Origin of the sequence: Neobacillus niacini (assembly GCF_031457145.1) — a bacterium.
GTDB lineage: Bacteria > Bacillota > Bacilli > Bacillales > Cytobacillaceae > Neobacillus > Neobacillus niacini_J.
In genome coordinates this window covers 194740-209000 of sequence record NZ_JAVDVZ010000003.1, presented here as the reverse complement: position 1 = coordinate 209000, position 14261 = coordinate 194740, and the positions used below count along the sequence as shown (strand labels likewise).

General features: G+C 38.2%; 5 protein-coding genes and 1 pseudogene. 1 reads left to right on the top strand and 5 read right to left on the bottom strand.

All coding sequences use genetic code 11. The annotated features are described in order from the left end of the window. The first annotated feature begins 180 nt into the window (after positions 1–180). Complete coding sequence (locus J2Y03_RS09985; protein ID WP_310193481.1) at positions 181–564, top strand: hypothetical protein; 384 nt, start codon at positions 181–183, stop codon at positions 562–564. A gap of 205 nt (positions 565–769) precedes the next feature. Here J2Y03_RS09985 and J2Y03_RS09980 read toward each other — a convergent pair. The 5 genes and pseudogenes from J2Y03_RS09980 to J2Y03_RS09960 form a co-directional block, all read right to left on the bottom strand. After that, positions 770–1166, bottom strand: a pseudogene (locus J2Y03_RS09980) (beta/alpha barrel domain-containing protein); the annotation flags it as partial. 105 nt (positions 1167–1271) lie between these two features. Beyond that, on the bottom strand, positions 1272–1778 hold the full coding sequence (locus tag J2Y03_RS09975; protein ID WP_310193479.1) for a GntR family transcriptional regulator: 507 nt from the start codon (positions 1776–1778) through the stop codon (positions 1272–1274). A 196-nt stretch (positions 1779–1974) separates the two neighbouring features. Further along, positions 1975–5472 (bottom strand): endo-alpha-N-acetylgalactosaminidase family protein, encoded by a 3498-nt coding sequence (locus J2Y03_RS09970; protein WP_310193476.1) that lies wholly within the window; start codon positions 5470–5472, stop codon positions 1975–1977. A 304-nt stretch (positions 5473–5776) separates the two neighbouring features. Next, positions 5777–9538: a beta-N-acetylglucosaminidase domain-containing protein gene (locus tag J2Y03_RS09965; protein WP_310193473.1), complete on the bottom strand. Its 3762-nt coding sequence runs from the start codon at positions 9536–9538 to the stop codon at positions 5777–5779. 300 nt (positions 9539–9838) lie between these two features. After that, complete coding sequence (locus J2Y03_RS09960) at positions 9839–14212, bottom strand: endo-alpha-N-acetylgalactosaminidase family protein (RefSeq protein WP_310193470.1); 4374 nt, start codon at positions 14210–14212, stop codon at positions 9839–9841. Positions 14213–14261 lie beyond the last annotated feature (49 nt).

The following is a 14261-nucleotide window of genomic DNA, read 5'->3' as shown; positions in this document are numbered from 1 at the left end:
GAATTTTCTTATGAACACGCTCAATGATGCCCCCAAAAAGAAACCGCCCTCACTTAAAAAATGAATTATAACCCGATTAAAGGACACTAAATAAAAAGTGCCCCTTAATCGGGTTTTTTTATGTCCCCTGAATGAAAACCCGTTTATAATAAAAGAATTATTGTGGACGGAGGATTTAAAATGAGTAAGAATCTATTTACCGAATACCAAATTAAAGAGTTAGAGAAGAATCCTAATGTTATACGTGTTTCAAATCGATCTATTTCCTGTGAGCCTGACTTCAAAATAAAATCCGTAAAGGAATATCATAAAGGGAAAAGTCCTTCCCAAATTTTTATCGAGAACGACTTTAACATTGAAGTAATTGGTAAAGATCAGCCAAAGAGATGTTTACAAAGATGGCGTGCAACCTTTGAGAAATCAGGTGAATTAGGTCTTCAAACAGAGCGGAGAGGAAAGGCAAGTACTGGACGCCCTTCCTCGAAGGAACTATTCGACTCGAACCTGATCTTTCTGCATGGAGAATTGTTTAACGAGCCTTCCATCGCTAGTCTAAAAATTTGAGGAAAGGCTCGCTGTTTTAAGTTGAGGATTTTTTTTCAGTGCCCTCCATCAATGTAAGAACGGCTTCTACTTAATATACTTCCTTATCTTTTATGAAAAGCGGAAACTGGCCTTCCTGTGACCGAAGCTCTTGGACATAGCCTCTAACTTAATGACCTACGAATCTATGATTAGTTTTAACCTTTTCAAACCAGGAGCTGGCGGGCTATTTCAAAACAACATTTAATTCTTCAATATTCTTTTTACAAATAAGTTGTACCCTTCACGGCCTGCCTGTTCACCCCCAGAACCAAAAGGGGCGACACCGTCTTTCCAGGTAGCGCGGCCGCATAACACGCCATTAAAGGTCGAATCCGATTGTTTGGCAAATTCCAACGTTTCCTGGAATAATACAGCGCTTACTCCTGCACTAAAAAAATAAACGGCAGCTCGGTAGCCTCACTTTGCTCTTTGAAATACGTAGCAGCTTCTTCCTGACTATAGTCGGTTTCACCCTCTGCATACCCTTCAACAAAATTCATATCCACAAGAACTTCAACTTTCAGTACATCCACTTGATACTGTGCTTTGGAAAATTCCCTCATCGCCTCAATCACTTTATGCGCCGTTTGGAGATATTTACTTTCGTCAGCACGGATGAGGACTGGTTCAAATGCCTGTTTTGCTCTGGTTACCACGATGTTGAATTGTTGCGAAAATAGATCATATCAAGATATATCTCCCACTTTCTTCAGCTGTTCCTTATCGGAAACCACACCTTTTGGAATAAAAGATGTTTCCAAAAGGTACGGCTCATTATTGGCACAGCGAAGGCGTTTCATTTCAATCACATGCTCATCTTCTCTAAGCTGGATCGCTTCGCGGATTTTTGCAGTTGGTTTTACTTCTTCAATCTTCAGGATAATATCCTTGGGATTTAATCCTTTTTCTCTTAATACTTTGCTAAAGCTGTAGAACCCCATCAATGACTGCTGCAATTTCGGTTTTGCCACAAAGGTTCCTTTTCCTTGGATGCGGTAAAGGATTCCGACCTGTACAAGCTCCTCAATTGCCTTTTTGGCGGTGTTTCGGCTCACACCAAATTGGTCCATTAACTGATTTTCCGATGGGATTTTATCACCTGGTGACCATTGTTTTTTTTCAATTGAAACCTTTAATCTTTCCATTAATTGGTGATATAACGGAATTAAACTATCATGCTGCAATGGTTCCATTTTCACCCTGCCTCCAACGATATTTACATTTTTATTAACCTAAATTACATCACCAACACTTGTACAATCAACCCAACAACTAACGGTAAAAAGGACAGAGAGAAGTGTTAGAAACACTTCCCTCTTTGACAAAACTCAGGGAGAGACAGGCACCTGTTCATTGCAGTCAATTTCCCCCATTTTAAAACAACTGATTCTATTTGTTTGATACCGTTTCAATAACTAGATTATCAAGCATAATATCTTTATAGCCATTAAAGTTAGCTTGTGCACCTGTCACACCTTGAGTATCGGCAGCTTTGTTAGTAGAATAAATACCAAACCAGCTTTGACCTGATTCATCCCCTTCTAATGTAAAGGAATATGTGCCAGCTTTTGCATCCTTATCGCTACTTGCTGTTGATTTTAATTCATCCATGGTTAATACTCCTTTTTCTTCAAATGGAGCATTACCTGTAACTACTGCGTAAGTTCTATCACTGCCTGCTTCATAATCAAAAGTGATTTTATACGTTACACCTGGTTTGAATTTGAAGTTTTGAGGTATTGTTTGATATACAAGTTTGTTACGTTGTGTTAAACCATTCGTTTTAATTGACCATTTACCAGCAATAACATCATTTACTAGTTTTTGGTTCCAACCTCTTTGAGTATATGGTGCATTTAATTCAGCAAGGTGAGTTCTATTATCTTCTACACCTTCAATATTACCAATTACAAACGGATAGATACCTTGTGGAACATTTTCAAAGTCTTGTATGAATTGATTACTGCTTACTTGGTTATTAGCGTTATTTTCTACGATACGAATATCATCAAAGTAACTTGCACCATTCCCAGCATCTCTAGATAAATCAATGGTTACATCAGATGCTTCTTGACCAGTTTCAAAGAACACATACATATTTTGGAAATAGCTTGTTCCATCTACTGTTGAAGCCATTTGACCATCTGCTTTTGCTTTCTCGGAGCCTAGAGTATTGTGTGCATAAGCTCTAACATAGTTTTTAGCGATAGATTTACCAGTACTATTTGTATACTTTTTGCCGTTAGAAGAAATTGTTATACTTGCTTGTTCTTCACTTCTGTTGTCTATACCAACATAAGCAGCATACTTAGTATTTGGTTTTAATCCCGTTACTTTTTGAGTAACATTTACTTTCTCTTTATTGTTAGAGATTGTTAACATGTTATTATTACCTTCACTCTTCGTAATCTTAACCGCTTCTGAATCTCCTGTAACTATCCAATCTTTTAAGGAATTGCTGTTAAAGCCAGTATCTACAAGATGCATTCCTTCGCTCCAATTAACATCTTTGTTAGATTCCGCTCTTTTATGAATTACATATGCAGTAGATTTTTTTGCATTTAATGTGATCTGACCATTTTTAATCGTAACGTCTTCCACATTTTCTTTACCTAATTCTGTTAACTCATAAACTTTAACTGTACCTTTCCAGCCAGTTGGAACAGTCCAAGTAGTTTCTCCACCATTTGTATTCCAGTGGTATAATTTTCCCTTCGCTGTTGGCAATTTTTTACCATTTTGATCCCAAGACCATGGAATTAAATACTTTTCATCACCAGGTTTGCCTTCAAATATTTTATTACCATTAAATGTCATAGTTCTTGTACGGTAACCATCTTTATCATTTGCAAAATCATTAGACTTTCTTTCAATTACAAGTGTATTTTTACCAGAGTCATCTTTTAATAATGCCTTCATGCCTGGTACCCAGTTGTAAGTTTGATTATTATCTGTCATTTCAACTGCATTTCCATCTTCCCACTGTGTTACTTTATAATGTTGGATGAATTTTGTTGGAACGTTCACTGCAAACAAGTTATCCATATAGGCTTTGTAGTCACTTCTACCTTGCCATCCTTCGAAGTCTTTCATGCTGTAGCCAAATAATAATGGAGCATCCGCGTCGCCACCATACTTGGGATAGTTGCCAATCCATGCATCTTTTTGATCGTTTTTAATGAAACGAGTGATGGTACTATTGATACCTTTTAGAGTAAAACCACCGTAAGTTAAATCGGCTGCCCAGTGTTGGAATGTAGAATCATACTCGTTTGCATATCCCCACTCACTACCTAAGCGCCAACCTAAACTGTTAATTTCTTTACTTAACTGACGGCTTGGCCATGTACTATTATCACCTGACTGGCCATTACCCCAAACGTCTACATAAATAAAATCTAAATCATTCTTTTTGCCTCCAAGAACTTCATACAAATCTTTGAATCGTTGTGCTCTACCATTTCTTAAATCATAATCAGCATCAATGTTTATTCCTTGATCAATCCAGTTCCAACCATACTTATAAGTTCCATCCGGATTTTTTAATAAACGATCTTCTTGGAAATATTTTGACTCTGGATAAGTTTCACTTGCATTCACATGAATCCCAAAAGTTGCCCCATATTCTTTACCCTTCTCTAGCAATGTTTTCATATCCTTTGCGCCACCGATACGAGTTCCAACATCTGCATAATTTAAATGACCAGAATCATGCCCTTCACTACCATAACCTTTCAAAAGAATAGATTGCCCTAGTCCATCGGTACCTAAAGAAAACTTCTTAACTCCATCTAAAGTCATTAAGAAAGGATTTTGGGCTTGACCGCCAAAGTTCATGCTAATGCGGTAACCAACTAAGTCTGGAACCTTTTCTGACCCAAGAGGTTCGTTCATAATATTTCTATAATCAATAGCTCCGTCTTGCCAGTTTATTTTTTTATCACCATTAGCATCACCAGTAATAACAACCTTCGCAGATGGCAATTCATCTACCTTGTTTACTGTTCCATCTTCTAGCTCCAAAGTGCCATCTTCCTTACGATGCTCTTCTGATTTTTGATATGTCCAGAATGTACTACTTAAACCAATTGTTTTTTGCCCTGCACTATTAGTCGTAGCCTTAGCTGTAATTCTTTGTGCATCAGTTTTTGCAGCATAAGAATTTGGATCTAATTTTTTTGCTAAACTATTCTCCGTATTAGACCATATACCTGCACTTAATTCATCATTAGAAAGAAAAGCATACATATATCCTTTTTGCTCTTCATCTTGCGTATTCAAATTATTATCAACCTTTATCTGTCTGTCACCATTGATGTGTGTATTTGTAGACATCTGTACTCCATCTAGTACAGCATCTTTTTGACTACTATTTACTGAAATTAAATTGTGATTTGGAATTTCAATTGTTTTTACGATTTTGTTGTCCACAATTTTTGTAATATTGAATTCTAAAATATTTCCTTTAACAACCAATTCTGCAGTAATAACCGCATTGATATTGTTACTATCGTCTATTAAAGTCATCTTGTACTCAATTTTATCGGATGAAATGATTGCTTTTACTTGTGGTTTTACTGCTACGTCATTAATAAGGATTGTATCTAATGCCTCAGTCTGTCCGTAAAAAGTTTTCCCTGCTCCATTTCCAGATTTTAAATTGTACTGATTTACTCTTGGAAAATTCACATCGACAAGAACGTTCATTTGATTAGAAGAAATAACCGTTTGTGAACCTTGTGGAATAGTTTGACTTCCTTCTTGCTTAATTGCCGTATTTCCCTCAGCCAGTACCAGGGAACTATTCGCATACCATGTAGAGCCTACCATACACCCAGCTAAAAGTACTGCAATCGTTTTCTTAAACTTATTTCTTGAATTTTTCATATTTCCTCCTTTGAATTTACTATTTTAATAGAAGACGAGGCCTTAACATAAAGTACCACCTTCTACTTGTAATCTAGCTTACTTTTATTAAAACGCTTACACAATAAAGATGTTGTCCAAATTTTTAGAAATATTGTTTTTTTAGTGATTTCCAGATTAATAGTAATACTGCATAGGGCCGCCAGGTTGCCCGGTACTATAAAATCAAAATCGAAATAGCCAAAAAATTAAAAAGAATGGCAGCACCACTATAAGCTTAGCGGTGCCTGCCATTCTTATTTTATATTCGACTAGACGATGTTCTTCATTCCTTAGAGGTGAAATACATTCTCATTTCATCCGTAATTTCTAACAATAATTTTGAGTAATCCTTATTTATTTTTTTATCAGATTGTGCCTTAACCTCATTTTCAAAGGCATTCAATACTTTAAGGGTTTGTTCCTTATTTCCTTGATGTTTCTGAATAGTGTTGGCCTTCGCAAGCAAGCTATTTAAAATACCAATATGGGTGACGAGTTTTTGATCAAATGCTAATTGCAGTTCTTCATCTAGAAGATCAAGCTGGATACGTGGTAGATTACCATCCCTCTTAACTGTTATGATTTCATTAATTATTGGACTCACATCACCAGTCCACTGAATCATAACTTCTAGAACATGTTTATATCTAGATGTGTTCAAGCTGTTGAAAGATTGTGATAGTTTACCTATCTTATGCCAGCCATTCACGTCTCGTACTGAAACCTCTGCATCTGAAATGGCGGATGGATCTTGTAAAATAATGACTTGGCTTAACTGAGTATTTTTTGAAATTTTATAATTTAAGGATCCCGCCTGCGACTCCCCTTTTGGCTTATAAAAAGTCGATAGTTTTTGGTCAATTACATTGATCGCTTCTCTGCCAGGATCACCTTGTGGTACCGCTTTTAGTGTATGATTTTCAGTACCTGGTCTCTCTAAACCTTCGTTAACGATTATTTCATTTAGAGAAAGCCAATACGGGTGGTTTTTTGTTGATATAAGCCTTACATATCTCGCAGATTTACCATCAACCTGAGCCCTTTTATACCGGTAAGGAACCTCATGCTCTGGAAAATTTAAACTTCGGTCATTTGGATTGTTAAAGGTGTGAATTGTTTCCCAAGTAGTACCATCTGTAGAAATCTGCAGGTCTCCTTCTCGGAAATAGTCCCCTTCTCCATCATTAATGACCACGGCAACATTTTCAACTTTTACAATACCACCCAAATCAAGCTGCACGTAGTTTCCGACATTCTGCAGTCCTCTAAACCACGTTTTCTCTTCCAATTTCCCATTAAATAAAGTATCTACCGTGCCACTATATACACCTTCATAATTATGAGTGATGTTTGGCTCAGTAAACTTTTGAATTTTTATTAAGAGTTTACGTAATTCAAAGGTGACCTCTTCCTCTCCATTGTTGATTAACCTTACATAGGCGGCATTTGCAAATGGGCCATCAATCGTTACTGGTGTCCATTCCACTCCGTTTTCTGACAACTCCAGCACGAGATTAACATCCGAACGATCCAATGTGATCTGAGATACTTCTTCAATCGTCGGAAGTTGAATTCCAATATATTGCGATGGTTTTAACGTAATATTTTCAACATTTGCTATTTCCACCGTTTCTTCAGAAGTACTTAACTGAGTTTCCATAAGCTCAGGCACATTCGTATAGATACCTGCGTTTTCACTGCCGCCATTCACTGTAAATTCCCTTATCGCTGTCCATAAGTCAGGTTTCCCGCCCGGAATGCCGGCATGAGTCAATTTGTACCTTACATATCTTGCTTCAATATCAAGTCCTTTTTCTGATATTTTGGATCCTGACCTTTCTGAGCCAATTGCAGTCCAATTCAGGCCATCATTTGATACTTCTAAAATTCCCCTTTGGAAGATATCATGATCAGAATTATTTCTTCCTTGAATGATTTCGATATCATGAACCTTGATAGATTTTCCAAAATCTACTCCATACCAATCACCGTTCTTTTGAATCGTTTGGATATAGGCGAAGGTGTTTAAATCTCCATCAATCATTTGGTCTAAAGTTTGAGACCCGTAAGAACTCCTTGTGATGGTTTGAGTATATTCTGGATTAAGTGATAAAGAAATCTTTGCATCTAGCATTTTTATCAGATCATTGGCAAAAGGCGCTAACCTTTTTACTCCTGCTTCTACGGTTACATCAGGATAATTCAACTTTTTTATTTTAATAGTCTTTGATTCTGATAAGGAAGTTGCAGCCTTCGCAAGCCCTTCCCATGCTGGATCTAAATCGTTATTTTGAAGGGCCATCGCTGATTTAACAGCACTTTTATCTGCTTCAACTACGTATTTCAGAACAGTTAGCCATGGGTTAATTTCTTCCTCCATGTTTTTATTTTGGCTTTTCTCTCTAAAGTCCTTAATCGCAAGTAACACACGATCAAATTCAGCTAGTAATTGATTCCCTACTTCCTGAACAGACTCCCCATTAGAAAATTTACTCAAAAATAATTCTAGTGCTGGCTTCATTTCTTCTGATTCCCCTACCACAAGGCCATGCCCGCTTGGGGATGGATCGCTAAGATGAGAAGCGATGATATGAAGTTCTTCTGCAGCCTCAGGTGCCACATATTTAAACGAATTCAGCCAGCTCTCATCATCATTGAAATCATCACTGTTCCAAGTGAAATCCGCCACTGCAAATAGGGCAATTTTCGACAGCTCCGCATGTCCCATAGGATTCGAGACCACACCTGCAATATTATGGGTTCCAGGCGTTAATACCTCTGCCTTACCCAACAACAACCTTGAATCCTTGTAATCATTAACTGGCCAATTTAGCCACATATAAGGATCTCTTCCATGTAAATCCTTTGGCCATTGCATATCTGTCGTATTGACTGAACCAACAACGCTTCTTCCTGTCCACATAATTTCTACATTTTCTGGAACATTCTTTAAGGCAAGCAGATACGGCTTACCACCTTCTCCGGTCCATCCTTGATTATAGAAAGGAGGACAATAAATCAATGGCTTCACATCTCCCTTGGCATCAAGCCAATTAGCGACATCCGTAATTAACTTTACATGTTTGTCTGTTTCTGCTAAGGACTGGGAAGTGCTGATATCATCCATGAATAATCCAAATTGACGAACGCCTATTCCATAAAGTTGATCCAGCTTATTTAGTAAGATTTGAAGTTCATTGTCATAATTATTCCAGTTGATCATGTTAAATCCAGGATGAATTGCCCAAACAAATTGAGTTTTAGATTCATGACCCACATCAACAAGTTCTTTGATTTTAGCTAATTCTTCTGCTGGATAAGGGGTTCTCCATGAGGAGTTGTGATACTTGTCATCTTTTGGCGCAAATATATAAGTATTCATCTTAAAGTTTCCGCCAAATCTCATAAGACTTATCCGATCTTCATGTGACCATGGAAAACCATAAAAACCTTCAATAAACCCCCTCCATTTTGCATCAGCAAAGTCCTCAATTTTCACTGATTTTAAGTCTTTTCCAGGAATCTGATCAAAAATCATCTTTAACGTAGCAAGGGAATAATAGGCTGCATCCGTAGACGACCCTAGTATGGCGATTGTCCCCTTTTCTTCTAGTCCCTTGTCCATATGCAAAACATAAGCATCCAATTCATTGAAAATAGCTGAATCATATTCAATATTCTTATTAACATAGTTCTCTACATATCCCTTGGAATTCTTCGTCCCAATTAAGATATTAGTTTTATCTGAAACTACTTCTTCTGAAATTGTTGCCCCGATCGATTTAGATTCCAATATTTTGTTTAAAAAGTTACGTGTGGACTCATCTATAGTAGGTTCAATGACGATATTCACCACATCCGTCACGGTAAAATTGGTTCCTAAATAGATCTGGTTTTGTGGTAATGGGTAAATTTCATATTGATTACCTTCTGTCGAATTACTGGATGGAGCCTCATTGGCCGTTACAACATTACTAAATGGACTAACGATACCACTTACTAGCAAGAATACGATAGTTAAAAAGTAGAATTGCTTTTTAATCACGTTCATTACCTCCTTCAGAAAATTAATTTCTTTTTCGAATGATTTAATCCACCCTCAAAACAAGGTGAAAATTATCCTTGCCTTTGAAATCATATACAAAAAGACATGGGGGAATAAAAGGGAATAATATCCCTTCTATTTACCTCCATGCCTAATCGTATTAGTAACATGAGATGCAATATTGACCATTAAAAACAGACTTAACATAAAAACTAGCAAATGTAATATTATTGAATTTAACCAAACTAATTGAATACATGGATTTTTCCAACTTCTTCTTTTCTGTCACTAACCACTCGACTAATTACCTGTAATGACAGGCACCTGTTCAATCCGAAGGTTATCTAAAATAAACGTTCCTGCCCCGGTATCTCCATTCAAGCTAGTTCCATCGCTGAAGATCCCAATATACGTTTGTCCATTCTCAGAACCAGTGACAGTAAATTCAGCCGTTTTAGTATCAGTAGATGCTGGTAGTGTACTATTCATACTCAGTCCCTTGGCAGCCGCAATATCTCGAACATCGATTTCTTGATCCCCTGAGATAAAGCGATAAGCATTGGCCGTAGTTTGATAGTCAAAGGATACTTTATAGGTAACTCCCGGTTCAAAGTGGAAGTGCTGCGGAATCGTGCGATACACTAATCCTTTGTTACCAGTATTTACTTTAACGGACCAATTTCCGCCTAAGACATCATCCACTAATTTTTTGCCTGCCCATCCTTTTTGTGTATACGGTGCATGTAATTCTGACAAATGAATTCTATTGTCTTCTACACCTTCCGTATTCCCGATAACAAATGGGTAAATTCCTTGCACGATCGATTCAAAATCTTGTTCGAATACACTGGATGAACCTTCATTATTCAAGGATTTTTGTACGACCCGAATATCATCAAATTTGGTAGTTCCTTCTCCGGACTCACGGCTGAGAATGATTTCAGCCTTTTTAGATGTAGCCGTAAAGCTTACTTGCATTCGTTGCATTTTGCTATTGTATCCATCATTTGAAGCATGCGAGTCTGCTTTTACAAAGTTCTTTTGCAGGCTCCTTAGTGTGTAATTACTTACATCTTTTACCCCGCCAGTTACTGTGATTTCGGCTTTTACATCACTATTGTTTTCTACATATACCTCTGCCACATAATCCTTGCCAGGCACAAGGTCAGTAATGGAGCGGGAAACGGTTGTATTTTCCGCTGGACTTTCCATATTCAGATAATAGTCGCCGCTGCTTACATTACGTGCTGTTCCAGTTTGATTCGTTCTGATGACACTTACAGCATCTTTATCTCCTGCCACTTTTGTCACTTCATCTTTGACGGTTCCCGAATTGAATCCCGTGTCATAGACATGAGCTTCGGCGCTCCAATTTTCGACCTGTAAGCCCTTTTCCTTTTTGTCCGGAATAACAACATATGGAGTTGCTGCCTCAGCTATCAAGGTTACCTGATTATTGACCACTTCGACTTTCTGCACATCTTTCCGGCCTTGATCGGTCAATTTGTACACATAAACCTTTTTAGATGGACCAACAAATCCATCTGGCAATGTCCAAGTTGTAGTACCACCTTCTAAATTCCAATGATACAATTTTTCAGCAGCAGGTGTAGGATTTTTAAAATCTTGTTCCACCCAAGGAAGTAAATAGGCATGTTCATCAAGGACAACATTCCCATTAAGTGTAATGATACGCTCTCTAGAATTGTCTTTTCTTGTTACAACCACATCGTCCCCATTACTTGGGTCCGCTAATTTAATTTCCTTTTCCAAGTTTGTTTTGTTTTTGTCACCTTCAACATCTGTCCAATTGGTGACATAATACTTTTGTAAAAATTTCGTTGCCAGATTGGTATCGAATGTCATCCGGATAAACTGGTCAAAGTTCTTATCCGATTGCCACCCCTCGAAACCGGCTAATTCAAATCCGCCAAGCAATGGATGATCAGCCGTTCCGCCTGCTTCCGGCCAATTCAATACCCAAGAGTCTTTTTGATGATTACTAATAAACCGGAGTACTTCTGAGTTGATTCCCTTGCTGGCAGGTCCGCCATAATTCTTATCTGTAGCCCAGTGCTGCCAGGTAGAATAATTAGCTACTGATGTACCAAATTCGGTTGTGACTCTCCATCCGCGGTCATGAAATTGCTCGGAGATTCGATCCGATTCCCATTGATCTTGATACCACACGTCTAAATAAACAAAGTCAAGGCCAGGTGCAGCTGCTTTTAATTCGTCCAGTCTTTTTGCCCGTGACCCAGAATACAAATCTTTTAATTTATTAATGGTATAGGATTGGTCCAACCAGCCCCAACCTAGGGAATTTTTACCATCAATAAAATCCTCACTAAATGCTTTGGCTTCAGGATACGTTTCTTGAGCATTAATATGGACTCCAAATTCAGAATTGTATTTATGACCTTCTTCTATTAGCGTTTTTAAATCATCCGCGCCGCCGATTCGCTCACCAACATTGCCATAATCCGGGTGCGCACTGTCATGACCTTCATTTCCATATCCTTTTAACAGGACGGACTGACCTAATCCATCCGTAGCGAGAGCCACCTTTTTAACATTATCCAATGTTTTTAAAAATGGCTGCTGTGCTTGGGAGCCGAAATTCATGGCAATCCGGGTGCCGACAAGATTGTTTACATTATTCGCCCCCAGGATATTCTGCATGATTTCACGGTAGGCAATGGCTCCGTCCTGCCAGTCAATTTCCTTATCCTCGTTCAGATCTTCTGCAATTGCAATTTTTATAGTTGGTTTATCAGCTTGTGGATTGGACATAAATGCTCTTTGATAATAAAGCAAGCTAGAACCAATTCCGAGGCCTTTCGTGCCATCTCCACTCTGATAACGATTCGCTACTATATTTCGGTAACCATTGACTTCTGAACTAGACCATACACCAGCACTCAATTGGTCCGTTGAAAGGAAACCAGTATAGTAGCTTCCTGAAGTTCCGATGTCTCCTAAGGATGTATCGACAGTGACATCGACATCCCCTGGTTTGGTCACATCACTGCTAAGATTCGTTAATTTGGCTTTCGCGTTGGTTTGAGTGGAATTGACGGAGATAAAGTTCAGATCCGCAAATTCAACCGTTTCTATCTTGGCGCTCTTGGCATTCTTGATTTCTTCAAAGGTATAAATCACTTTATTTTTTTGGACTTTTAAAGAGACCTTAAATACCGCGTCAAGATTTTCATACTCATCGACAACCTTTAAGGTATATAATGCTTCACTTTTATTTTTCTTTTCAAAACTTACTTCAGGATAATAAAGAACGCCGTTCACTTTTAAACCGTAAACAGGAGTTTTTTGACCATCCATCACCTTATCACCAACATGGTATTCGATGACACGAGGGAACACTTGGTCAATTTTAACATTCATATAGTCGGAACTTACTGTATCTTCTACTGGTGGTGTTTCTGGTGCTTTAGGGGGAATATATTCTTTCACTTTGATGTTGGAAATCGTGATGTCTGCAGCACCCCGGCTTTTTTCAAATCCAAGTAATCCTGCTTGATCGACACCGCCTGATAATGTCCACGAATTCACCTTTTTATCGTTGATATAAAGGGTTGCGACATCATCCATGAACTTCAAGCGCATATGGTATGTTTTATTAGCTTCTAATGCCACGTCTGATGTCATCGATGTCCACGAATTAGCGGGGCCAAAAATCTCACCAAAATATTGATTATTCTGATCCCCCGTTCCGACATACGTGTAGGCGGATGGATTTTGCACACGATAAATGAGGCCAAATCGGTTCATCGTACCAGTTCCTGGTGTAATATCCGCTTCAAAAACACCATTCTTAATTGGTTTCATTTGATTGTAGACAATTCGATTCTTTTGAGTAGAGGTGACCTTGAAGGTAGCTGAACCATCTTCATTATAGGAAACCTTTCCGTCGCCTGAAATTATTTTTAAATCTCCTTCTTCCAGTTGGCTATCGGTAATATCGACAAGTTCTCCATCACCTGGATCTGTGCCTCCATCTCCAAGAGCGTCCCCCAGTTCAATAAGGACTTGGCTGTTTTTACCTCCAAATGCACCCAGTTTAACCGCTTCCTTACCTGTAAGCAGGTTATTTACATCATTAGATAAAGTAACCGGTCCAAATAAATCTTGGCCATCTAAAGTAACATTTAAAGTGGTTCCGCTATAATTAATTTTAATAGAATGTTTAGTTCCTGCATCTGGAAGTGGCACGTTTGGTCTAGTTTGCAGCCAGGTTCCACTGCCTTGATATTTGTATTCATAGAACCATCCTATAGAGTCATAGCCTACAAAAACAAAATTATTATGATCAATATAATGAGGATAGAAACCCAATCTGGTATCTGCCCCATTCAATTCAGGAATAAAGGTATATTCCATCGTTCCTGCTTCTTTTGCTGCTGCCTTTTCTTCTTGAAAAATAGCTGCTTTGGCTCCATTGTCATTTCCAGCGCCTGCCCCAAGCCTTGCATAGGCCTTCCCATTCTTGTTGACCATTTCATTTACTTCATTTCCTCCATTTGAAATGGTAACCCATGGATTCGTCACTTCTGCTACCACATGTAACGGCGGAATAAACCCCGTCAATAACGTTGGCAAAAATAACACAAGTGCAAGCAGGGTATGGCTAAATCTCTTGTAATTTCTTCTGCTCAATTCCTCTCCTCCTTTGAATTTCCTATTTAAATAGAAGATGATGCCTAAA

Coding starts and splice junctions, on each gene's coding strand:
- J2Y03_RS09985 (WP_310193481.1), top strand. CDS start 181: ATGAGTAAGAATCTATTTACCGAATACCAAATTAAAGAGTTAGAGAAG.
- J2Y03_RS09975 (WP_310193479.1), bottom strand. CDS start 1,778: ATGGAACCATTGCAGCATGATAGTTTAATTCCGTTATATCACCAATTA.
- J2Y03_RS09970 (WP_310193476.1), bottom strand. CDS start 5,472: ATGAAAAATTCAAGAAATAAGTTTAAGAAAACGATTGCAGTACTTTTA.